18 protein-coding genes, 1 tRNA gene and 1 pseudogene are annotated in these 22164 nt (G+C 59.3%); 14 read left to right on the plus strand and 6 right to left on the minus strand.

Features of this window, described 5'->3' with window-relative positions; translation table 11 throughout:
- The first annotated feature begins 48 nt into the window (after positions 1 to 48).
- Entirely contained in the window at positions 49 to 684 is a 636-nt protein-coding gene (locus HNQ83_RS05660; RefSeq protein WP_175388042.1) for an NADH:ubiquinone oxidoreductase subunit N, read from the plus strand.
- Between the two features lie 225 nt (positions 685 to 909).
- Complete coding sequence (locus tag HNQ83_RS05665; RefSeq protein ID WP_175388043.1) at positions 910 to 2415, plus strand: YdgA family protein; 1506 nt, start codon at positions 910 to 912, stop codon at positions 2413 to 2415.
- A gap of 148 nt (positions 2416 to 2563) precedes the next feature.
- Here HNQ83_RS05665 and HNQ83_RS05670 read toward each other — a convergent pair whose 3' ends face one another.
- Positions 2564 to 4093: an apoptosis inducing factor family protein gene (locus HNQ83_RS05670; protein ID WP_175388044.1), complete on the minus strand. Its 1530-nt coding sequence runs from the start codon at positions 4091 to 4093 to the stop codon at positions 2564 to 2566.
- 139 nt (positions 4094 to 4232) lie between these two features.
- Here HNQ83_RS05670 and HNQ83_RS05675 point away from each other — a divergent pair, with 139 nt between their 5' ends.
- The 5 genes from HNQ83_RS05675 (at position 4233) to HNQ83_RS05695 (ending at position 8103) form a co-directional block, all read left to right on the plus strand.
- A complete protein-coding gene (locus tag HNQ83_RS05675) occupies positions 4233 to 4796 on the plus strand; it encodes a YbhB/YbcL family Raf kinase inhibitor-like protein (protein WP_175388045.1) in 564 nt (187 codons plus the stop codon).
- 87 nt (positions 4797 to 4883) lie between these two features.
- Complete coding sequence (locus HNQ83_RS05680) at positions 4884 to 6593, plus strand: VWA domain-containing protein (protein WP_175388046.1); 1710 nt, start codon at positions 4884 to 4886, stop codon at positions 6591 to 6593.
- Between the two features lie 29 nt (positions 6594 to 6622).
- Positions 6623 to 7204 carry an RNA polymerase sigma factor gene (locus HNQ83_RS05685; protein WP_178131845.1) on the plus strand — a complete coding sequence of 194 codons (582 nt, stop codon included), beginning with the start codon at positions 6623 to 6625 and terminating at the stop codon, positions 7202 to 7204.
- On the plus strand, positions 7201 to 7812 hold the full coding sequence (locus HNQ83_RS05690; protein WP_175388048.1) for a hypothetical protein: 612 nt from the start codon (positions 7201 to 7203) through the stop codon (positions 7810 to 7812). Before HNQ83_RS05685 ends, HNQ83_RS05690 begins: the two co-directional genes overlap by 4 nt.
- An 81-nt stretch (positions 7813 to 7893) precedes the next feature.
- Entirely contained in the window at positions 7894 to 8103 is a 210-nt protein-coding gene (locus tag HNQ83_RS05695) for a hypothetical protein (protein WP_175388049.1), read from the plus strand.
- 343 nt (positions 8104 to 8446) lie between these two features.
- On the opposite strand, the gene HNQ83_RS05700 is transcribed toward HNQ83_RS05695, so the two are convergent.
- Together HNQ83_RS05700 and HNQ83_RS05705 are read right to left on the minus strand one after the other, a co-directional pair.
- Positions 8447 to 8686 (minus strand): pyocin S6 family toxin immunity protein, encoded by a 240-nt coding sequence (locus tag HNQ83_RS05700; RefSeq protein ID WP_175388050.1) that lies wholly within the window; start codon positions 8684 to 8686, stop codon positions 8447 to 8449.
- A gap of 15 nt (positions 8687 to 8701) precedes the next feature.
- On the minus strand, positions 8702 to 9985 hold the full coding sequence (locus tag HNQ83_RS05705; RefSeq protein WP_256668868.1) for an S-type pyocin domain-containing protein: 1284 nt from the start codon (positions 9983 to 9985) through the stop codon (positions 8702 to 8704).
- Positions 9986 to 10474: 489 nt separating this feature from the next.
- Between HNQ83_RS05705 and HNQ83_RS31560 the strand changes: the two are divergent.
- Together HNQ83_RS31560 and HNQ83_RS31565 are read left to right on the plus strand one after the other, a co-directional pair.
- Positions 10475 to 11362, plus strand: a pseudogene (locus HNQ83_RS31560) (cache domain-containing protein); the annotation flags it as partial.
- A 93-nt stretch (positions 11363 to 11455) separates the two neighbouring features.
- Complete coding sequence (locus tag HNQ83_RS31565) at positions 11456 to 12220, plus strand: methyl-accepting chemotaxis protein (RefSeq protein ID WP_372241877.1); 765 nt, start codon at positions 11456 to 11458, stop codon at positions 12218 to 12220.
- A gap of 64 nt (positions 12221 to 12284) precedes the next feature.
- Here HNQ83_RS31565 and HNQ83_RS05715 read toward each other — a convergent pair.
- Positions 12285 to 12361: transfer RNA gene (locus HNQ83_RS05715), tRNA-Arg, on the minus strand.
- Between the two features lie 349 nt (positions 12362 to 12710).
- Here HNQ83_RS05715 and gabD point away from each other — a divergent pair.
- The 3 genes from gabD to HNQ83_RS05730 all read left to right on the plus strand — a co-directional run bounded on the left by gabD (position 12711) and on the right by HNQ83_RS05730 (position 16971).
- Positions 12711 to 14153 (plus strand): NADP-dependent succinate-semialdehyde dehydrogenase, encoded by a 1443-nt coding sequence (gene gabD / locus HNQ83_RS05720; RefSeq protein ID WP_175388052.1) that lies wholly within the window; start codon positions 12711 to 12713, stop codon positions 14151 to 14153.
- Positions 14154 to 14342: 189 nt separating this feature from the next.
- Positions 14343 to 15620, plus strand: a complete 1278-nt coding sequence (gene gabT / locus HNQ83_RS05725; RefSeq protein WP_175388053.1) for a 4-aminobutyrate--2-oxoglutarate transaminase — start codon at positions 14343 to 14345, stop codon at positions 15618 to 15620.
- Positions 15621 to 15756: 136 nt separating this feature from the next.
- Positions 15757 to 16971, plus strand: coding sequence for a response regulator (locus HNQ83_RS05730; RefSeq protein ID WP_175388054.1), 1215 nt, complete (start codon positions 15757 to 15759; stop codon positions 16969 to 16971).
- A gap of 130 nt (positions 16972 to 17101) precedes the next feature.
- Here the strand turns inward: HNQ83_RS05730 and HNQ83_RS05735 are convergent, their stop codons facing one another.
- Positions 17102 to 18091 carry a sensor domain-containing diguanylate cyclase gene (locus HNQ83_RS05735; RefSeq protein ID WP_175388055.1) on the minus strand — a complete coding sequence of 330 codons (990 nt, stop codon included), beginning with the start codon at positions 18089 to 18091 and terminating at the stop codon, positions 17102 to 17104.
- Between the two features lie 283 nt (positions 18092 to 18374).
- On the minus strand, positions 18375 to 19556 hold the full coding sequence (gene desA / locus HNQ83_RS05740) for a delta-9 fatty acid desaturase DesA (RefSeq protein WP_175388056.1): 1182 nt from the start codon (positions 19554 to 19556) through the stop codon (positions 18375 to 18377).
- Positions 19557 to 19703: 147 nt separating this feature from the next.
- On the opposite strand from desA, the gene dibA reads away from it, so the two are divergent.
- Positions 19704 to 21629 (plus strand): phosphodiesterase DibA, encoded by a 1926-nt coding sequence (gene dibA / locus HNQ83_RS05745; RefSeq protein ID WP_175388057.1) that lies wholly within the window; start codon positions 19704 to 19706, stop codon positions 21627 to 21629.
- A 286-nt stretch (positions 21630 to 21915) separates the two neighbouring features.
- The gene (gene oscA / locus HNQ83_RS05750) at positions 21916 to 22098 is read left to right on the plus strand and encodes a sulfur starvation response protein OscA (RefSeq protein WP_022643503.1); all 183 of its coding nucleotides are present in this window, start codon (positions 21916 to 21918) and stop codon (positions 22096 to 22098) included.
- The last annotated feature ends 66 nt before the right edge of the window (positions 22099 to 22164 follow it).

Consider the following 22164-nt stretch of genomic DNA (forward strand, 5'->3'; position numbering starts at 1 on the left):
ACGCCCTTGCTTCGCACAAGGCTTGCGCAGGTCATGGGGAAACCAATAATGAAAAACCCTTATGCTCTCGGCTTCTGGTGTGCCGTCGTGGCGTTAGTGCTGCTTACGGCTACCTATTTCTACGGCATCATGCTGGCCCAGCAGATCGACACGGCGCTGGTGTTTCTCGACAGTGCCGTCGCGCTGATTGCCGTGATGTCCATCGCGGTGGTGGCCTGGGCGTCCGTCCAGACTCAGCGGATCAAAAAAAGACAACTCGAACAAGGCAAGACCCTGGTGCTGATCTGGGACACCAAGGTGGCGCTACGCCGTGTCGAAACGGTGTTCGACCGCTATTTCTGGGGCAGTTACTGGCAACCGGGGCGCACGTTCCAGGAGGTCATGGGCGAACTCACCGGCACGCCGCTGGAAAAAAGCCTCGAAACCCTGAAGAAGCAATGCCTGGAGCTGGACAAACAAGTGGCCGACGACGGTCGGCACTGGCTCAACAACGCCCGGGAACTGGCCGACGTCGCCACCGCCATGGCCCGCGAGCGCTATCAACTGGATTTCTGCGACCCCCGTGGGGAAGTGACGGGTGGGGCGGTGATCAATCGGGATTTTGAGGTGCTGGTGTACACCTGGACGGCGCGGCTCAAAACCTTTGATCATCAGCTTGATGAGATCGAGGTTCAGTATTCCTGAATTGATGTTGCCTGATCTGACGCCTTCGCGAGCAGGCTCGCGAAGGCGTTCTCATGAACACCAAAGCCTTACCCGCTTATGACACTCTTTCACCTTTAATCATTGGGCCGCCCCGCGTGCCTGATGCTAATCTGCACCCCATTTCAAGCGCAGTCGCGACCGCAACCCGTCATGGGTCAGGGAAGACGACCACACCTTCAACAACGGACATTGAACGGGTCATTCATGAATAAATCAGCAGGCGTGCTTCTGGGAATCGTTGTCGCCATCGGCGCAATCAGCGTCGGCGGTGCGTGGTACACCGGCACCAAAATCGAAAGCGTGCTGAACACTTCCCTGGCGGATGCCAACCAGCAATTGCAGGCTGCGCTGGTCGGGCACAAGGGCACGGCCAAGGTCGAGCTGGTGTCGCTGGAGCGTCACGTGTTCAGCAGCACTGCGCACTATCGCCTCAAGGCCGAAGGGGAGATGTTCGGCGAGGCGCCGGTCGAGCTGCTGTTCACCGATCGCCTCGAACACGGTCCGCTGCCGTTCTCGCGCCTGGTGTCGCTGAAATGGTTGCCAGTCATGGCCACCAGTCATTACGAGCTGGAAAAAACGCCGATCACGGAAAAATGGTTCGCCGCCACCAAGGAGGCTTCTCCGCTCAAAGGGGTGGTCAACATCGGATACGACAACTCCACCAACGGCACGCTGGAATTGCTGCCGCTTGAAACGGCGCTGGATGATAAATCCAGCCTGAAGTTCTCGGGTCTGAAGGTCGACGTCGCGGCCAGTGCCCAAGCGCAGAAGGTCAAGGCCGATGGCTACATGGATAGCCTGAAGCTGACCACGGTTGCCGAAGACCAGACACCGGTGCAGCTTGAGTTGAACGGCCTGACCCTGGCCAGCAACCTGAGCAAAAGTACCTACGGTTACTACACCGGCGAGAACACGGTCGAGTTGAAGCACAGCAAAACCACCTTCGGCCCGAAACAATCGGTGCTGGGTTTCAAGAATTTCGAAATGAAAAACCAGACGTCGGAATCGGGCACCAGCGCATCGGGGCGTGCCGATTACAAAATTGGCGAAGTGTCCCTCAATGACAAGGCGATCGGTTCGGCGCAAATGGCCATGAGCCTGAAGAACCTCGACATCCCGGCCACGCTGTCGTTGATGCAGATCTACCAGACCAAGTTGCAACCGTATGAGGAAGCTGCCGCCGAGGCAGCAGAGACGGGCCAACCGGTACCGGAGCTTCAGCTCACCGAGGCTGAAGAGGCGCAGCTCAAGACCAATCTGGAACAGTTGCTCGCAGCCGGTCCGCAAGTCGCGCTGGAGAACCTCTCGTTCAACACCGCCAACGGCGAAAGCCGCGCCAATCTGGTGCTCGACCTGACCAAGCCGCAAGCGATCGACCTGCCGGCCGATCAACTGGTCCGGCAGTTGATTGCATTGCTGGATATCAATCTGCAAGTGTCCAAGCCGATGATCGTTGACGTACTCACCGTGCAGTCGCAAATCGATGGCCAGACCGATGCCAAACTGATTGCCGATCAGGCCACGGCCACGGCCGACATGTTCAGCAGCATGGCCGTCGGTAGCCAATTGGCAAAACTGGAGGGCAACAACGTCGTCAGCAAACTGCACTACGCCAACAATCAGGTGGATTTCAACGGCCAGAAAATGACGGTTGAAGAGTTCGTCGGTTTCCTGATGAGCAAATTCGGTGGTGCGGGCGAAGTTCAGTAATTGCTCTGCATCAGATTGAAAACAAACCTGTGGCGAGGGGATTTATCCCCGTTGGGCTGCGAAGCGGCCCCAAAAATGGGACTGCTACGCCGTCCAACGGGGATAAATCCCCTCGCCACAAATGTGTTGCCCGCGGTTGAATGAGTCTTCAGTTCAGGTCACGAATCAACCGCCACCCCTCATCCACCGAAAGCGGCTGTTTCATCCTTTCGGCCAGCATCGCCACGGTCCGCTCTTCATCGCAGGCCACGACGGCCGTCACCACCCCGTTCTTGCCAAACAACCCTATGAAGGGCGGATTGAACGGATCACCCTTGAATTCGACCTCATCCCAGGCCTCGGCGTGGCCGAGGTAGTCGTAGTTTTTGCCGAAATGCCACGTCCAGAAATACGGCACGTCGAGGTAATGCTCGTCGCCACCGAGCATGTTCGCAGCGGCGATCCGCGCCTGTTGCTGGGCTAGGCGCCAGTGTTCGATGCGCTGGGGCTGGCCGTTGAGGGGGAAGGTCGCGATGTCACCGGCCGCCCAGAGCCCGTCGGTCACACGCATGCCACCGTCGACCGGCAGTGAGAGGTCCTTTTCCTTAGGCAGATCGGTAAACGCCCCGGTCGCCGGACTCACGCCAATACCCACCAACACCAAGTCCGCCGGCAACCGGTGGCCATTGTTCAGACGCACCGCTTCAACCTTGTTCGTTCCCTCAATCTGCGCTGCTTCGCCTTCGGTATGAAACACCACGCCATTGGTTTGATGCAGAGCCAGTATCGCCTTGCCGACGGTCTCGCCGAACTGTTTGGCCAAAGGCACGGGCTGACGAGCCAGGACTGTAACGTCCAGGCCATATTGTCGAAGGGATGATGCGGACTCCATGGCAATGAAGCTGTCGCCAATGATCACTGCCCGTTGACCGGGTTTGGCGCTTTTCAGAATCTGCTGCGCATGGTCCCTTGAGCGTAAAACGAACACTTGCGGCAGGTCGGCACCGGGCAATGCCAGCGTTTTCGGTGTGCCGCCGGTTGCCAGCAGGGCGGCGTCATAATCGAGCGATTGGCCATCGCTCAGCCGCAGTGTTCGGTGGGTGGAATCCAGGCTCACCACTTCAGCGTTGATCCGCTCAATGCGTTGCTCTTTATAAAAGTCTTCATCGCGCAGCGTGGGGACATCGTCCGGTGGCGTCTCTCCGGAAATCACGAATTTGCTCAATACCGTCCGGTCGTAACCGGCACCGCTTTCGCGGTCGATCAACAGTACCCGGCCACCGAAGCCTTTTTCCCGCAGTGCCGCTGCAGCCGCCGTGCCTGCGGCACCGGCGCCGACAATCACAAAGGTTCGCTCGTCATCGGCGGGAGGCGTGTGTGGATCGGCCAGCGGTTGATCGCCAACCCAGACCTCGTCGTCACGCACTTCGAGCGGGTAGCGCTTGAGGCTGTCGAGAGCCGGTGGTTCACATAACCCGCCGTCCTCGATGCGGAACTGAGCCTTGTGCCACGGGCAGGTCAGGCGCCCATTGCACAGCGCGCCCTCGGCCAGCGGCGCTCCAGCGTGAGGGCATTCGCCTTGATAGGCGCGCACTTGATCGCCGACTTTGAGCAGGAGGATTTTGCTGTCCTCGACCTGGACTTCCAGTCCGCGATTTTCGGGAATATCGGCGAAACGGGCGACGCGATGCAGGATCATGATCGCTCTCCAGACAGGCATTTCATTTATGAGTCTGGCCCCAATTCCGAGGTTCAGCCAAATCCCACTGCCAAGGCGCGAACGGTCCGGCTATAGTTTGCACGCCGACGACGGCCCCACCCGCTTATGGTGCTCCGGAATGACCCGATTAACCTCACTGAACCCTTGGCTGGCAGCCGTAGCAGTCGCCCTTTGCGTACAATTTTCGGCGCAGGCGGCCCAGGAACGATTCACCCTGAACATCCCGGGCGTCTCGGATGACCGCTTGTTCACCTCGGCCGCGGCCAGCGATGCCCCAGGGTGTGGCGGGCACAATGTGTCGCCGGCGCTGAATTGGAACGCCGGCCCGGCAGGCACGCTCAGCTACGCCATCGTCATGCACGACCCGGACGGCCAGAAAGGCCAGGGCATCGATAGCTGGATTCATTACGGCATCAAGGCCAGCACCCATCAGATTCCGGCGGGTGTCGGGGCCAAGTCCGCGCTTGAAGGTGTGGGCGGCACGAACAGCAAAGGCACCACCGGCTATGTCGGTCCTTGCCCTCCGGTTGGCGACAGCGCGCACCATTACATCATCCAGCTCTACGCCTTGGATCTTGCCCCGGACGCCTTGCCCGCCGGCCTGACCCGCACGCAGTTCCTGGAAAAAATCAAAGGCCATGTGTTGAAAAACAGCAGCGTGGTGCGGCGTTATCACCGCTGAAGATTTTTCAGCGTGGCTTAACCCGAATCGTTGGGGCTGTCCGTCTTAGAGGATGAATGGATCAATTTCCTCCTGAGGTCAGCTCCCATGTCCCTTCCTCTGCATTTCCTTCGTCCGGCTGCCCAGGGTTTCGCCGTCGGGTTGTTGCTGGCGATTGCCGGTTGTGGCGTTTCGTCAAAACCCGAGTCTGCGGCGGTGCCGCCACCGGCCCCCGCTGAACTGAAAACCGAAGCCGTGACGCAGCCCGAATCCATCAGGGCTGACAGGGCGATGGCCAAACGCAACGTGGGGGCAGCCCCCATGGCCAGTTACGCGCCGATGCCGGCCGGTGAAACTTATCCACAGGGCTATCGCGACGAACAGCGCGAGCAATACCAGACCCTGGCCGACAACCCGATCCACAGCGTCGCCGAAGCGCCGGTCTCGACCTTCAGTGCTGACGTCGACACGGGCGCCTACGCCAACGTCCGCCGCTTGCTCAATCAGGGACGGCTGCCACCGGAAGGCGCGGTGCGGTTGGAGGAGATGGTCAATTACTTCCCTTACGACTACGCGTTGCCCACCGATGGCTCGCCTTTCGGCGTGACCACCGAACTGGCGGCGTCGCCGTGGAACCCGCATACCCGCCTGCTGCGTATCGGCATCAAGGCGTCGGACCGTGCGGTGGCGGAACTGGCCCCGGCGAACTTGGTATTTCTGGTGGACGTGTCCGGGTCAATGGACCGTCGCGAGGGTTTGCCGCTGGTCAAAAGCACGCTGAAATTGCTGGTCGATCAACTGCGCGAGCAGGATCGGGTGTCGCTGGTGGTCTATGCCGGCGAATCCCGCGTGGTGCTTGAGCCTACTTCCGGACGGGAAAAAGCGAAGATTCGGAGCGCCATCGACCAATTGACGGCAGGCGGCTCCACCGCCGGTGCCTCGGGCATCGAACTGGCTTATCAACAGGCGCAACAGGCTTTTATCCCCAAAGGCATCAACCGCGTGCTGCTGGCCACCGACGGTGACTTCAACGTCGGCATCAGCGACTTCGACAGACTCAAGCAAATGGCTGTGGATAAACGCAAGACCGGCGTATCCCTGACCACTCTGGGTTTTGGTGTGGATAACTACAATGAACACCTGATGGAACAACTGGCCGATGCCGGCGATGGCAACTATGCCTACATCGACAACCTGCGCGAGGCGCGCAAGGTGCTGGTGGATCAACTCGGCTCGACCCTCGCCGTGGTGGCGAAAAACGTGAAGCTGCAAGTCGAGTTCAACCCGACGCAAGTCAGTGAATATCGCCTGCTGGGCTATGAAAACCGAGCGTTGAAGCGTGAGGATTTCAGTAACGACAAGGTCGATGCCGGTGAAATCGGGGCAGGGCATACGGTGACGGCGCTGTACGAAATTGTCCCCACGGGCGAGAAGGGGTGGCTGGAGCCGTTGCGCTACGGTAAAGCGAACGCTGCGGTTTCCGAGAAGAGTGGGGAATTGGCGATGCTGCGTGTGCGATATCAACTGCCGGAAGGTGGGAATAGTCGCCTGATCGAGCGGCCCATCACGGATAGCGCGAAACCGGCCAGTGATGACCTGCGCTTTGCCGCCGCGGTCGCCGCGTTTTCCCAGCAGCTCAAGGAGGGTCGCTATACCGGCGAATTCAGCCTCAAGGACACCGAAGCGCTGGCCCGTGGCGCACGGGGCGAAGACCGCTTCGGCCTGCGCAGCGAGTTCGTGCAGTTGGTGGAACTGGCTCAGAGCCTGCGCACCACCACGGCGTCGAATCCAACAGTCACTGAACGACGGATTGAATAGTGAGCCGACTCAAGGGGTTCATCAGCCAGCTGTTTGCGCCTGCAAACAGCCTTGAGGCCAGCAGCGACGAATCGCTGCTGGCCCGATATCGCGAGGGTGACGGCGCGGCGTTCGAGATCCTGTACACGCGCCATCGCCAGGGGTTGTACCGGTTTCTGCTGGGGCTCAGCGGCAGCGCGGAACGGGCCGAGGAGGTGTATCAGGAAACCTGGCTGAGCCTGATCCGCAGCGGCAGCCAGCCACAAGGTCGAGCGACATTTCGTACGTGGCTGTACCAGATTGCCCGCAACCGCTTGATCGATCACTGGCGCAAGCACGGTGCTCATCAACCGTTGCACGACAGTTACGACGAACAGGCCCATGCTTTGGCCGACGATGCATCCGATCCCGAACAACTGCTGAGCCTGAGCCGCGACAACCAGCGCCTGGAAGCCGCCCTGCAAATGTTGCCCGCCGATCAGCGCGAAGTGTTCCTGCTGCGCGCCTACAGCGATCTCGACCTGCCGCAGATTGCCACCCTTACCGAAACACCGCTGGAAACGGTCAAAAGCCGTTTGCGCTACGCCCAGCAAAAACTGCGTCGGCTGCTGGCCGAGGAGGTACTGACATGACTGACGCCCGCCAGACACCGCCAGAACAGGTCGTTGAACACTATCGAAAGCATGGAAGCGGCGAACCACCGGCCCACCTCGATGCCTTCATCCTGGCTGCCGCGCAGCGCGAGGCCCCGACGCCGAAGCCGAACCTTTGGCAGCGCTGGGTTCGCGCCTGCCAACAGCCCCGCTGGCAAGTGGCATTCGCCAGCCTCGTCGGCGTCGCGTTGATGCTGGCGCTGGTGCAACGCACGCCGGAAGTGCCGAGCTACGATTTCGCGCCTGCGCCCAAATCCTCCGCGCCGGTTTCCAAACAAGAGGCCGAACCGGCAGCTGCCCGTTCGCTCGCCGCCCCGGCCGGGGCAATGCCTGCTCCAGCGGCGCCCATGGCGGAAATGGCAGCCCCCGCACAGCGCGAATCCTTCAGCGCCGACATGGCTGACGAAGCCAAAGTCAGCAAGCGCGCAGCGGCACCGGTGAAGTCTCTGGATGAACAACTGCGGGAAGTCCTGCGCCTGCAAAAAACCGGACAGACCCAAGCGGCAAACAAACTGCTGGCCGACCTGCACAAACGCTATCCCGACGAAAACCTCACCACCCGACTCAAGGCCCTGCAAAAAAACTGACCCAACCAACCCGCGGCGATTTGGCATCCGCGCCCGAAAGCGCGCACTATCAAGCCATCGCCGATGGGGTTGGAGGAAACCGTGGCAAAAAAAATCGACCGCATCGCCCAAATGCTCAACTGCCCGGAAAAGGGCGAAGAGCTACGGCGCGCGATTACTGAGAGTCGTAAGGATTTTCTGCTGAATCAGCCGGAAGAAGGTGATGCAGAGGAAGAAGACGTTCTTGAAGAGGAATTCTTCGAGGACGACGAGGATGATGAGTACGACGAGTTTGATTGGACGACGGAATAAAAAACCGCTTTGGCGGTTTTTTTGTGGGCCACAAAAATGCCCCAGCCCCATCAGACCTGATGGCGTTCTCGTTTCGATAGATAGTACAGCCGGCTTTGCTGAAATCATGTTCGCGCAAATTTTTGCGCGGGCAGAGTTTGGGGCAAAGCCGCTTGCCACAGTAATTGCGTTCAAGCTGAACAAGACAGCTGAAAGATGAAGTCAGGGCTGCTGAAGAACTTTCCAGTCATGGTTTCAAGACGATTGACCTGCTCTGGCGATAAGTCGTGTCGTCGGTGGTGATGCCTTCTCCGGGTAGGACTTCGAGCTGACTGTCTGTGTTTTCCGGGATCGGGTGACTCTGCTATGCCCGTACTCCGATGAATAGCTCCAATTCTTTCGGTAACGACTGTTGGATCGCAATTTCCAATTGTTGGACCTGTCCGTCGGTTAGCGGAAGTTCGCCGTTAGCTTCCGCCGCCAAGCTATCCCAACCCAATATGCCCATTACCGCTTGCTCAAATTCAGGACTAACGTCGAGCTCAAACTTGATCGAATCGTCTTCGTTTTTGCCTGCAAGAAAGCCCGTAATCTCTAAAAACATTATTGCTCTCCGATATCACTTTGTTGTGGTTCGCCCTGGTTCAGCATCCTTTGTACGTTCTCCCGTTTCGGGGTTGAACTCTCCCAGATGCTTACCTTGCTTGTCGTAGAGTTCAATTCTGCCGTTCTCATAATCCCATTCATAAATTTTGCCCTTGCGATCTTTCCAGCGACTTCGCTTTTTGCCTCCCCCTTGGACACTCGACATTTGTTTTGCGCGTGTGGCATCTGGGAAGGCAGTCAGTGTTTTGGGGGCGGGATGGTAGCTATGATCGCCACCGACAGGCCGAGCAAACACCAAATACATCGACTTCAGCCCGGTGTCCGCTGGAAACACCAGAATACAGTCGTCGGTCGTTATGTCTTCGCCGGGGAGGCCATTGAGTTGACTGTCTGTATTTTCCGGGATCGGGTGTACCAGGATGGTGCTGAACTGTTCACTGCTGCTGTCGGGATAGATCAGTGGTGGCATCTGCCCCAGTGGTCCGCTCTGGGGTGTCCACATAATAGTTATGCCGTTGAGCTTGGCCTCCAACGCGGTTTTATCGGCGTTCCAGGTGGCTTGCACCGTGCGTACGGTGTCGTCGCCTGATGCGGTGGTGTGGATGCCGTAGACCTGTAGTACGCCGTCGGCATCGCGACGAAACTGAAAACGTACACGGGTGGGTGCGCGGGTCATGCTGCGCAGCTGACTGTCAGTGTGAAGCGTTCCATCGCCCATCTTGGTCGGAAGCATACCCAGTATGAAAACACTGGCGGGCCCGCCTGCACCGCGTATTGCCCAATTGAGACGCTGTTGCAGAATGCCGCCACCGGCCATGCGACCTAGCGCCAGATCGGCGCCGAGAGCCGTCGCTATGGCGGTGCGGGCGGAAGGAAAAAGCATGGCGCCGGCAACCATTACCTTGCCGAAGTTCGAAGCGGGCTCCGCAGTGGTGCCGGCGTCGGTGCGGCACCAGTTCTCTGGGATGCAGGATTTGGCAAAGACCTGATCGTCGCGAGACTTGGCCTGTGGCCATGGATCTTTTGGGGGGATATAGATTGGTTCAGGCGCTGGCGCCAGCCTAGCGATGAAGCCACCGCCTGAACTGGCAAAGCGTTCCTTTACCAGCAACAAATCACCCTTGCGGACGGCCTCGACAATTTCGCTGACGCTGTCGAAGCGGGATGAGCTCCCAAAATGAGCGAGTCCTGCGATGTTGTGGCGACCTCGCATCAGCGCGTCGTTGACCAACCGGGCTGCGGTGTTGGGGCTTTCAGTTTGTTCAAAGCCCTTGTCGACATTCCTTATCAAACGCATGGCGTTCCCTTTGGTTCGGTCCTCGGGGAGGCATTCTGGAGAGCGTGAAGTACGGCGGGAAAAAAATAGTTTTGCGGTATTTGTCCGAGTCGGGGGGGCGGTTTGATTGAGCGATTGAGTGTTTGAGTCGTGCTCTCTGATGTACCACCCACAAAAAAGCCCCAGGCCCAGCGGCCCCGAGGCTTTCTCACGTCTATTCATGGCGTATCAGGCGGGATTCGAACCCACGCTCGCGGGGGATCCTTCCGCGTCTAGAAAAACGAACAAAGATGTTCAGTATTTTATTCAGTCGGTCGATATAGCTCGTGCCAATCAACAATAACGCCTTCGTGGACACGACCCGTTATGAATAAAAACCTCCGATTCAGCCACAAGATCCTTTTTGCGGCGTCGCTGATCGTGGTAGTCGCCTTCGCGCTATTCACGCTGTACAACGACTACCTCCAGCGCAACGCCATTCGCAAGGATCTGGAAAACAACCTACATGAAATGGGTGAAGTCACTGCGGCCAACATCAAGAACTGGTTTGATGGTCGCACCTTGCTGGTTGAAAACCTGGCGCAAAACGCGGCCTTGAACCCGGAGATGGCCAGCATCACCACGTTGATGGCGCAGAAAACGCTGGTGTCGAGCTTCCCCAGCACCTACGTCGGTACCACCAAAGGCGAGTTCGCCATCCTGCCTGATGCAAAGATGCCCGACGGGTACGATGCTCGCACACGCCCTTGGTACAAGCTTGCCGAGGCCAGCAGTACCGTCGCCATGACCGAGCCGTACGTCGAAATGGCCACTAACACGCTGGTAGTCTCCATGGTGGCGGCCATCCGCAAGTCAGGGCAGACCGTCGGGGTGATCGGCGGTGATGTGAGCTTCGGTACGTTGGTCGACATCATCAACAAACTGGATCTGGGTGGAGCGGGTTACGCCTTCATGGTCAGTTCCGATGGCAAGGTGTTGGTCCACCCCGACAAAAACATGCAGATGAAGAGCCTGAACGACCTCTTTCCGCAGGGGACGCCACGGATCAACGGCGAGTTGACTGAAGTCCAGGCCAATGGCCAGACCCGCCTCGTCACGTTCACCCCGATCAAGGGCTTGCCTTCGGTGAACTGGTACATAGGGCTGTCCATCGACAAGGACAAGGCCTTTTCCAGGCTCAGTGAATTCCGTGCATCGGCTGTCGTTGCCACCGTGATCGCCGTGGTCTTCATCATCGCTCTGCTGGGCATGCTGATTCGTCTGCTGCTGCAACCTCTGCAGGCCATGAGCAAGGCCATGGAGGATATCGCCGAAGGTGAAGGCGACCTGACCAAACGCCTGGTCATTCATACCCAGGACGAATTTGGCATTCTCGGGAACGCCTTCAACCGCTTCGTGGAACGTATTCACACCTCGATCCGCGAAGTGTCGTCGGCCACCGAGCAGGTCAACGAAGTGGCCCTGCGTGTGGTGAGCGCATCGAACTCTTCGATGGTCAATTCCGACGAGCAGGTCAACCGCACCAACAGCGTCGCCGCCGCGATCAATCAACTGGGGGCTGCTGCCCAGGAAATCGCACATAACGCCGCACAAGCTTCGCAACACGCCAGCTCCGCCCGCCACTTGGCCGAAGAAGGCCAGCAAGTGGTCGATCGCAGCATTCAGGCCATGAACCGCCTCTCGGACCTGATCGTCACTTCCAGTTCGCACATCGAAACGCTGAACAGCAAGACCGTGAACATCGGTCAGATCCTCGAAGTGATCACCAGCATTTCCCAGCAAACCAACCTGCTGGCGCTCAACGCGGCCATCGAAGCGGCGCGTGCTGGCGAGGCGGGTCGTGGCTTTGCCGTGGTCGCTGACGAAGTTCGCAATCTGGCCCACCGCACCCAGGAATCGGCGCAGCAAGTGCAGAACATGATCGAGGAGCTGCAAGTCGGCGCCCGTGAATCGGTCAATACCATGGGCGAAAGCCAGCGCCACAGCCAGGACAGCGTGTCGATTGCCAACCAGGCGGGCGAGCGCCTGGGCAGCGTGACCCAGCGCATCGGTGAAATCGACGGGATGAACCAGTCGGTGGCCACCGCCACTGAAGAGCAGACGGCCGTGGTTGACTCGATCAACATGGACATTAATGAGATCAACACGCTGAACCAGGAAGGCATGCAGAACCTGCAGTTCACCTTGCGCGCCTGCTCGGACCTGGAACAGCAGGCCAGCCGCTTGAAGCAGTTGGTGGGCAGCTTCCGGATCTGACGAATTCCAGGGGCAACAAAAAAGCCCCAGACCTTGCGGTCTGGGGCTTTCTCGTTCTTGCGTATGGCGCACCAGGCGGGATTCGAACCCACGACCCCTGCCTTCGGAGGGCAGTACTCTATCCAGCTGAGCTACTGGTGCAAGCGGGCGCCATGATACTCATATGCATGGCAGGCGTCCATGCTGCTGAATCGCTTGCTGTTTTCACAAGCGTAACCTGCGTTTGCTACGTTGATCAGAAAAAACAGGCAAATGCGGCGTTTTCGTTCTTTTTTTCGAACGCCCTATTGTCCTTTACCCCCTTTGATCCTAGGATTCGTTTGAGATTTCAAACGCTCTTGTCTGGGTGCTGAACCGCACGAGTCCAATCCGTGCGCTATTTATGTGCTTCAGCCCGGTGAATGATTTCCCTGACGGCAGCCTACTGAGGCGCCTTTCTACAATCATAATTTGCTCCGCATCCATTGCGGTGCTGTTAAGGAAAGCCGACATGCAGCTTAAAGACACCCAGTTGTTCCGCCAGCAAGCCTTCATCGATGGCGCTTGGGTTGATGCGGACAATGGTCAGACGATCAAGGTCAACAACCCGGCAACGGGCGAAATTCTGGGCACCGTGCCGAAAATGGGCGCTGCCGAAACCCGCCGTGCCATCGAAGCTGCCGACAGGGCGCTGCCGGCCTGGCGTGCACTGACCGCCAAAGAGCGTGCGGGCAAACTGCGTCGCTGGTTCGAACTGATGATCGAGAACCAGGACGACCTGGCTCGCCTGATGACCCTGGAGCAAGGCAAGCCATTGGCCGAAGCCAAGGGCGAAATCGTTTACGCCGCTTCCTTCATCGAATGGTTCGCCGAAGAAGCCAAGCGCATCTACGGTGACGTGATTCCGGGCCACCAGCCAGACAAGCGCCTGATCGTGATCAAGCAGCCAATCGGCGTGACCGCAGCGATCACCCCGTGGAACTTCCCGGCCGCGATGATCACCCGTAAAGCTGGCCCGGCCCTGGCCGCTGGTTGCACCATGGTGCTCAAGCCTGCTTCGCAAACCCCGTACTCCGCTTTCGCTTTGGCTGAACTGGCCCAGCGTGCCGGCATTCCTGCCGGTGTGTTCAGCGTTGTTTCCGGCAGCGCCGGCGACATCGGTACCGAGCTGACCAGCAACCCGATCGTGCGCAAGTTGTCCTTCACCGGTTCGACCGAAATCGGTCGCCAGCTGATGTCGGAATGCGCCAAGGACATCAAGAAAGTCTCCCTGGAACTGGGCGGCAACGCGCCGTTCATCGTGTTCGACGACGCGGACCTGGATAAGGCCGTCGAAGGCGCGATCATTTCCAAATACCGCAACAACGGCCAGACCTGCGTTTGCGCCAACCGTCTGTACATTCAGGACGGTGTCTACGACGCCTTCGCCGAGAAGCTGAAAGTGGCCGTCGCCAAGCTGAAGATCGGTAACGGTCTGGAAGCCGGCACCACCACTGGCCCGCTGATCGACGAAAAAGCCGTGGCCAAGGTGCAAGAGCACATCGCCGACGCCCTGAGCAAAGGCGCGACCGTTCTGGCCGGTGGCAAGCCGATGGAAGGCAACTTCTTCGAGCCGACCATCCTGACCAACGTGCCGAACAACGCTGCCGTGGCCAAGGAAGAAACCTTCGGTCCATTGGCGCCACTGTTCCGCTTCAAAGACGAAGCCGACGTGATCGCGATGTCCAACGACACCGAGTTCGGTCTGGCCTCGTACTTCTATGCTCGCGACCTGGGCCGTGTGTTCCGTGTGGCTGAAGCCCTGGAATACGGCATGGTCGGCGTCAACACCGGTCTGATCTCCAACGAAGTCGCGCCATTCGGCGGCATCAAGGCCTCGGGCCTGGGCCGTGAAGGGTCCAAGTACGGCATCGAAGATTACCTGGAAATCAAATACCTCTGCCTGGGCATCTAAGCTCCCTGGCAAGGCATTGCTTCAAGCGCAAAGGGCACGAGAGCGCTGTCCCTTTGCGCCGCTTTAAACAGGAATTTTCTCTGTGACGGGGAACGCTGTGGCAGTCGATCATCGCATGCTGCCGCAGGTGCCTCCCCGCTGCTTAATCCTTGAACCACGCCGACCGATGAGCGGCGAATGAGGAATGTAATGAGCAAGACTAACGCTGATTTGATGGCCCGCCGTACCGCTGCTGTTCCACGTGGTGTTGGCCAGATTCACCCGATTTTCGCCGATTCCGCGAAGAACGCTACCGTGACCGACGTTGAAGGTCGCGAGTTCATCGACTTCGCCGGCGGTATCGCCGTGCTGAACACCGGCCACGTGCACCCAAAAGTCATCGCCGCCGTGACCGAGCAGCTGAACAAGCTGACCCACACTTGCTTCCAGGTACTGGCCTACGAGCCTTACGTAGAAGTGTGCGAAAAAATCAACGCCAAGGTGCCAGGTGATTTCGCCAAGAAAACCCTGCTGGTGACCACCGGTTCCGAAGCCGTAGAAAACTCCATCAAGATCGCCCGTGCCGCCACTGGCCGTGCCGGCGTGATCGCCTTCACCGGCGCTTACCACGGTCGCACCATGATGACCCTGGGCCTGACCGGTAAAGTCGTGCCTTACTCGGCCGGCATGGGCCTGATGCCAGGCGGCGTGTTCCGCGCGCTGTACCCGAACGAACTGCACGGTGTGAGCATCGACGACTCGATCGCCAGCATCGAACGCATCTTCAAGAACGACGCCGAGCCGCGTGACATCGCTGCGATCATCATCGAGCCGGTTCAGGGCGAAGGTGGTTTCTACGTCGCTCCGAAAGAATTCATGAAGCGCCTGCGCGCCCTGTGCGACCAGCACGGCATCCTGCTGATCGCTGACGAAGTACAAACCGGCGCTGGCCGTACCGGCACCTTCTTCGCCATGGAACAGATGGGCGTTGCCGCCGACCTGACCACCTTCGCCAAATCCATCGCTGGCGGCTTCCCGCTGGCCGGTGTGTGCGGCAAGGCCGAATACATGGACGCCATTGCTCCAGGCGGCTTGGGCGGCACCTACGCCGGTAGCCCGATCGCTTGCGCCGCGGCCCTGGCCGTGATGGAAGTGTTCGAAGAAGAGCACCTGCTGGACCGCTGCAAAGCTGTCGGCGAGCGTCTGGTGACTGGCCTGAAAGCTATCCAGGCCAAGTACCCGGTCATCGGTGAAGTTCGTGCCCTGGGTGCGATGATCGCTGTCGAGCTGTTCGAAGGTGGCGACAGCCACAAGCCAAACCCGACTGCCGTGGCAGCCGTGGTGGCCAAGGCGCGTGACAAAGGTCTGATCCTGCTGTCCTGCGGCACCTACGGCAACGTTCTGCGTGTCCTGGTACCGCTGACTTCGCCAGACGAGCAACTGGACAAAGGTCTGGCGATCATCGAAGAGTGCTTTGCTGAACTCTGATCACCGAGTGTGACCTGATCGACAAAAAACCCGCTTCGGCGGGTTTTTTCATGCCAGTCGTAATACTACTGGCTCTTTTGCGCTGTATCGAATCGCCAGCATTCGCTAAGGTTCAGGCATTGCCAGGGAGAGCTGTATGACTGTTGTCAATTTACCCGCCGTTCCCAGAGTGCTGATCGCCGAGGCCGACCCCTGGTCCCGCGATCTGCTCAAGGAAGTACTGCTGAACGTACGCTGCGATGCGCGACTGGACCTGTGTGCCGACGGCCAGCAGGCGTTGGAGTTGCTGGCCGCCAATCCTTACGATCTGGTGATCGCTGACTGGGAGTTGCCCGGTGTCGATGGCCTGAACGTGTTGCGCAGCGTGCGCCAGCGCAAACGCAATCCGCCACTGCCCTTCATTCTGATGAGCAGCCGCAATGACAGCGCCAGTGTGCGTGAGGCCCTGCCGCTGGCGCCTGCCGCGTACCTGACCAAACCCCTGAACATGGAAAGCCTGACCCATCGCTTGCAGGACTTGCTGCTCGATGCCGGTCAGGAAGTCTCCTGTGAGGTGCCGTCGCTGGCGCCCGGAATGACCCTGCCGGTGTACCTGGAGCGTCGTCGTGAATTGGCGGAAGGTGCGCCGTTGATGACCGACGTGCAGTTGGCGGTCAAACGCAGCCTCAATCCCAATGGTCTCGACCTGTCGAAACTGGAAGACGAGATCCGCACCGATCCGCAGGTCACTGCTGTGCTGATCGCCGCTGCCAATAGTGCGGCCCAGCATCATGGCGCCGCCGTGCAAACCCTGGCCCAGGCACTGCACCGACTGGGCACCGGGCAAAGCATGAACCTGATTTTGGGGCTGGCCCTCAAGCGCAGCGCAAAGCTCAGCGATCCGTACCTGGCGGACTATGCCGAGCGTTATTGGGACCTGTCGCTGCACACCGCCGAATACGCGCGCACCCTGGCGCGCTTGTTGGACCTGGATCAGGCGCGTTGCTATTGCGCCGGCATGCTGCATCGCCTCGGCGACCTGGCGTTGTTGCGTTGTCTGCAGGAGTGGAAGCAGGCCGGCGGCGAGCTGGACGGTCAGGAAGAGGTCGGCGAAGCCCTCGCCCAATTCGGAGCGGCCTACGGTTCGGCGTTGAGGACCCGCTGGCGCCTGCCCTTGGAGCTGCGACAGCTGATTGCGGCGGCTTATCAGCTCGGTGGCGGGGTTTACTCGCGCGAAGCGCTGGTGATGAACATGGCGGCGCAACTGGCGCGCCTGACCGAGCATGAGGGCATTGAGGAGCTGGCTAAAAGCCGGACGGCGCGGTTGCTCCAGATCGGGTTGCCGGAGTTGATTCGGATGCGCAAGAAATAAGGCTCACGCAAATCCCTTGTAGGAGCGAGCCTGCTCGCGATGGAGGTCAACGATAACGCGGGAAACCTGAATGACCTCGGTGCTCTCAGGTTTTTCGCGAGCAGGCTCGCTCCTACAGGGAGGGGATTTGTCAGGCCGTGACAATCCGGTTCTTGCCATCGCGCTTGGCCTGATACATCGCCGCATCCGCCCGGGCAAACAGGCTTTCGATATTGTCATCTTCGGCCGCGAGGCTGCTCAGTCCCTGGCTGACGGTGATGCCGAATGTCTGCCCATCATGGTCGAAGCTCAGGCCCTGAATCTCCCGTTGCAGGCGCTCAGCCACTTGCCGGGCCATGTCCGGCGTACAGCCGGGAAACACTGCCGCAAACTCCTCGCCACCAATGCGCCCGAACAGATCACCGCGACGCAAGGCTGCGCGGCCGCTGTCGGCGATACGCTGCAGTACGTTGTCGCCTTCCAGATGACCGTAGGTGTCGTTGATCGCTTTGAAGTCATCGATGTCCAGCATCAGGAATGACAGCGGCGTGCCGTTTTTTCGTGCGGATTCGAACGCCTCGTTCGCGCCTTCGAAGAAGTGCCGGCGGTTGCTGCTTTGGGTCAGGGCGTCGGTGGTGGCCAGGCGTTGCAGCTCGGTTTCCATCTGCTTCTTGTCGGTGATGTCTTCGGCGATGCCGACAATGATCACCGGCTGTCCCGGTTCAGCCTGGCGATTGATGAAGCATTTGTCGCTGAGCCAGCGTACCTGGCCTTCGGCGTCGATGATCCGGTACTCGCGATCTTCGACAGCACCTTTGACCAACACTTCCGTCAGGCTGCGCTCGGCGTATTCCAGATCCTCGGGGTAAATGGCGTCGCGCCATTGGTTGCAGTCGGTCAGTAGCAGGTCGGCGGAGCGACCGAAGATCCGCTCATAAGCGGGGCTGACATACAGCACCTGGCGAGTTTCCCAGTTGAATGCCCAGAGCACGGCATTGACGCTCACCAGCAAGGTGCTGAGCAGCTGTTCGCGTTCGCTCAGGCGCGCCACTTCACCCTGGGCGTGCATCAACGCCATAAGGGTTTGCGCGGCCTCGGGCCACTGCGGTGGAGAAGGGTCTTTCAGGTTCTTGATGACCATCGGCACAAATCTCAAAGGGCGTTCGCCGCTCAAGGTTCGAAAGCGGCCACAACGGAGCCCGCCTGGATGGCGAAGTGTCTTTGAGAGGGGAGATTTGGAGCGAAGTTCCCGCTTTCCCTGGCTAGGGGAAAGGATCCCGCCGTACGGCATCCTTGATGCAGGTCGAAAACCAATGTGGGAGCGAGCCTGCTCGCGAAGGCGGTGTGTCAGTCAACATCTCTATCAACTGAAACGACCTCTTCGCGAGCAGGCTCGCTCCCACAGGTTTACAGCATCTGCACAGTCAGGCGGCAGGGCGCAGGGAATAGGTCTTCAACTGATCGGCGAAGTCGCGCAGGGACTGAATCCCGCTGGCCTCGGCTTCGTGTACCCAATCCTTGATGGCGGCCAACATGTCATGACCATTTGAGCTGGTCTTGACCCAGATCTGCTGCAAGGCCAGGCGTTTTTCGTAAATTACCTTCAGCGCCTGGCTGTGTTCGAGCATGTTCTGGATGCGGACGTGGTGTTTATCGTCCAGCAGACTGGTTTCCCGCGAGAGCAAGCGCTTGGCACGACGGAACTGGTGGCGGACCGAGTGATCGACCTTGGCCAGTTCTTGCTTGACCAGCGGCCCGATCACCAATTTGCGGTACTGGGCCATGATCTGGAAGCGGTTATTCAGGATGGCCATGGCGGTGTCCATGTCCAGGTTGCCCTTGCCTTCGACGCGGTGGGCAATCGGCGCGACGCGCTGAACCTTGGCCAGGCGCAGGAAGCTGAACACTTGAATCCAGGCCCAGCCCAGATCGAATTCCCACTTCTTCACCGACAGTTTGGCCGAGTTAGGGTAGGTGTGATGGTTGTTATGCAGTTCTTCGCCGCCGATCAGGATGCCCCAAGGCACCAGATTGGTCGCCGCATCGCGGCATTCGAAGTTGCGGTAGCCGACGGCATGGCCCAGGCCATTGACCACGCCGGCGGCCCAGACCGGGATCCACATCATCTGGATGGCCCAGATGGTGATGCCGATGGTGCCGAACAGCAGCAAGTCGATGACACCCATGATCGCCACGCCCAGCAGCGGGAAGCGGGTGTAGAGGTTGCGCTCGATCCAGTCTTCGGGGCAGTTCTTGCCGTAGATGCGCAGGGTCTCGGGGTTTTCCGCTTCGGCGCGGTACAGCTCGGCACCTTTGCGCAGAACGGTGGACAAGCCCTTGATGACCGGGCTGTGCGGGTCATCCTCGGTTTCGCATTTGGCGTGGTGCTTGCGGTGGATGGCGGTCCACTCGCGGGTGTTCTGCGCCGTGGTCAGCCACAGCCAGAAGCGGAAGAAATGTTTCAGGCCGGCATTCAGCTCCAGGGAGCGATGGGCTGAATAGCGGTGCAGATAGACCGTGACGCCGACAATCGTCACGTGGGTCATCAGCAGGGTGACTGCCACCAATGACCAGGGCGACAAGCCGAGTAAACCTTCGTACCACATAGCCTGTAGGGCCCTCGATAAAGAAAAAAACAGCCGTTGCATTATCACCAAGCCCACAGAGAAAACCAGTCGCCCTTTCAGATAAGAGTGGCTGGGTGTGTCTTTAACCTATAATCCCGGCATTTTTGTAGGGACATGGACAGCCTTATGTCTGCCAGCTATCGCGATGCCTTGCGTGCAGCGCTGCTTTACCTGTTGCTCTCTGTGGTGTGGCTACTGCTGAGTGGCTATTTATTGAACAGTTTCTTCGATAGCTCGGCCGAGCGCTGGCGGTGGCAACTGATCAACGGTTATGCCTGGATAGGGGTCAGCGCGGGATTGATCTTCATCGCCAGGGCGCGCCTGCTTGGTTGCCTGGGGATCGGCGCAAAATTACGCACGCACAACGAAGATCGTGAGCGCTTGCGACAGGCGGCCGCCGTATTCGATTGCACCCGCGAAGGCGTGCTGGTCACCGGCCGCGATGGCTTGATCGTGCACGTCAACCGCGCCTTCATGGACATTACCGGCTATCAAACCGAAGAAGTCATGGGTCAGCGGCCCAGCCTGTTCAAGTCTGGCCGTCACCCGGTGGATTTCTACCAGGCAATGTTCGCGGCCCTCGACAGTACCGGTGAGTGGAGCGGGGAAATCTGGAATCGCCGCAAAAACGGTGAAATTTATCCGCAATGGCAAACCATCCGCGTCATTCATGACGACTTGGGGCAACTGAGCCACTACGTGGCGGTGTTTTCCGACATCAGCGCGATCAAGAATTCCGAACACGAGCTAACCCACCTGGCCCACCATGATCCGCTGACCGACCTGCCCAATCGCCTGCTGTTCACCGATCGTGCCGAACAGGCCCTGGCGTCGGCGCAGATCCACAAGCGAGGTTGTGCGCTGCTGCTGATCGATCTGGATCATTTCAAGATGATCAATGACAGCCTCGGGCACACGGTCGGCGACCAACTGCTCAAGGCGGTGGCGGAGCGCTTGAAGGCCATGTTCGGCGCGGGCATTACCCTGGCTCGACTGGGCGGCGATGAGTTCGCGGTGCTGGCCGAGAGCTGTCCGCAATTGATACAGGCTGCGGCGCTGGCCCGGCGAATCATCGATGGCCTCAAGGAGCCATTCGCGATCGACGGGCATCAGCTGTTCATCAACACCAGTATCGGCATCAGCCTGTTCCCCAGCGATGCCTTGAGCGCGGAGCAATTGTTGCGTAATGCCGATTCGGCACTGTTCAAGGCCAAGAGCAGCGGCCGCAATGACTACGCGCTCTATACCGAAGAGCTGACGGCCCATGCCCAGCAGCGGGTCGAAATTGCATTCGAATTGCGCCACGCGTTGGACCAGGAGCAATTGCGCGTTTATTACCAGCCGGTTCACGACCTCCAGACCCGTCGATTGATCGGCGTCGAGGCACTGGTGCGCTGGGAGCATCCGCAGCGAGGCCTGGTGTCGCCGGCAGAGTTCATACCGGTGGCCGAGCGAACCGGGTTGATCGCCGAAATCGACGCTTGGGTGATGCAGCAGGCTTGTCGGCAAATGTGCCAGTGGCAGCAGGCCGGCGTGGTGTTGTCGTTCGTGGCGGTGAATGTTTCTTCGCGGCTGTTTGCCCGCCGCGAGCTGTACCAGCAAGTGGCGCAAGTGCTTCGCGAAACCGGCCTGGACCCGGCGTATCTGGAGCTGGAAGTGACCGAGAGTGCGGTGATGGAAGACCCGGAAGTCGCGCTGGAACAGATGCATCGCCTGCGTGAGTTGGGTGTGCGTTTGGCCATCGACGACTTCGGCACCGGTTATTCGTCACTGTTGCGGCTCAAGCGCTTGCCGGTGCAGAAGCTCAAGATCGACCAGGGGTTCGTCGCCGGGTTGCCGTGGGATGAGGACGATGCGGCCATTGTGCGGGTCATCATCGCCTTGGCGCAGAGCATGGGGATGCAAGTGCATGCGGAGGGGATCGAGCAGGCCGAGCAGGCGGCGTTCCTGCTTGAACATGGCAGCCATCTGGGGCAGGGGTACTGGTTCGGGCGGCCAGTGCCGGCTGAGCAGCTGGATTGGGCGCATGTGCCGGTGATCGCATTCAACTGATGCAAAAAACTGTGGGAGCGAGCCTGCTCGCGAAGAGGGAGTGTCAGTCGAGATCAATATTGACTGGCGCACCGCTTTCGCGAGCAGGCTCGCTCCCACAGGGGTGTTGTGTGGTTGTGAAGGACGCAGGCCCCCGCAAACCCTTGTCCCGCCAAATAATCTCTTCTGGTTATATAAACATTCTTAAATAGTCTTTTTAAGAATATCCGCGCCTCTCTACTATTGGTTTCACGCCGCAAGCAGTGCCGCCACTGCCAGGCAACCTCTCAGACGAAGGAGCAGCACCATGAGCGCATCTCTACGTAGCGTTGACGGCCAGGACGAAGCAACCATCCTGCGTGAAATCCAGAGCGCCCTGCGCGATCTGCGTTTCGGCGCGGTGGAAATCACCGTGCACAACGCCCAGGTGGTTCAGATTGAACGCAAGGAAAAATTCCGCTTGCAGCAGCCAGGCAATAAACCGAGCTGAAGCAACCGCGTGACCGGCAACCCGATTTCCGTATTTGCAAAAGCACTTCCATAAGAAAAGCCAACA

This window comes from Pseudomonas sp. C2B4, assembly GCF_013359695.1.
GTDB lineage: Bacteria > Pseudomonadota > Gammaproteobacteria > Pseudomonadales > Pseudomonadaceae > Aquipseudomonas.

Excerpts from the sequence above, each read along its gene's own strand:
- HNQ83_RS05660 (WP_175388042.1), top strand. The coding sequence starts at position 49 with ATGAAAAACCCTTATGCTCTCGGCTTCTGGTGTGCCGTCGTGGCGTTA.
- HNQ83_RS05665 (WP_175388043.1), top strand. The coding sequence starts at position 910 with ATGAATAAATCAGCAGGCGTGCTTCTGGGAATCGTTGTCGCCATCGGC.
- HNQ83_RS05670 (WP_175388044.1), bottom strand. The coding sequence starts at position 4,093 with ATGATCCTGCATCGCGTCGCCCGTTTCGCCGATATTCCCGAAAATCGC.
- HNQ83_RS05675 (WP_175388045.1), top strand. The coding sequence starts at position 4,233 with ATGACCCGATTAACCTCACTGAACCCTTGGCTGGCAGCCGTAGCAGTC.
- HNQ83_RS05680 (WP_175388046.1), top strand. The coding sequence starts at position 4,884 with ATGTCCCTTCCTCTGCATTTCCTTCGTCCGGCTGCCCAGGGTTTCGCC.
- HNQ83_RS05690 (WP_175388048.1), top strand. The coding sequence starts at position 7,201 with ATGACTGACGCCCGCCAGACACCGCCAGAACAGGTCGTTGAACACTAT.
- HNQ83_RS05700 (WP_175388050.1), bottom strand. The coding sequence starts at position 8,686 with ATGTTTTTAGAGATTACGGGCTTTCTTGCAGGCAAAAACGAAGACGAT.
- HNQ83_RS05705 (WP_256668868.1), bottom strand. The coding sequence starts at position 9,985 with ATGCGTTTGATAAGGAATGTCGACAAGGGCTTTGAACAAACTGAAAGC.
- HNQ83_RS31565 (WP_372241877.1), top strand. The coding sequence starts at position 11,456 with ATGGTCAATTCCGACGAGCAGGTCAACCGCACCAACAGCGTCGCCGCC.
- gabD (WP_175388052.1), top strand. The coding sequence starts at position 12,711 with ATGCAGCTTAAAGACACCCAGTTGTTCCGCCAGCAAGCCTTCATCGAT.
- gabT (WP_175388053.1), top strand. The coding sequence starts at position 14,343 with ATGAGCAAGACTAACGCTGATTTGATGGCCCGCCGTACCGCTGCTGTT.
- HNQ83_RS05730 (WP_175388054.1), top strand. The coding sequence starts at position 15,757 with ATGACTGTTGTCAATTTACCCGCCGTTCCCAGAGTGCTGATCGCCGAG.
- HNQ83_RS05735 (WP_175388055.1), bottom strand. The coding sequence starts at position 18,091 with ATGGTCATCAAGAACCTGAAAGACCCTTCTCCACCGCAGTGGCCCGAG.
- desA (WP_175388056.1), bottom strand. The coding sequence starts at position 19,556 with ATGTGGTACGAAGGTTTACTCGGCTTGTCGCCCTGGTCATTGGTGGCA.
- dibA (WP_175388057.1), top strand. The coding sequence starts at position 19,704 with ATGTCTGCCAGCTATCGCGATGCCTTGCGTGCAGCGCTGCTTTACCTG.
- oscA (WP_022643503.1), top strand. The coding sequence starts at position 21,916 with ATGAGCGCATCTCTACGTAGCGTTGACGGCCAGGACGAAGCAACCATC.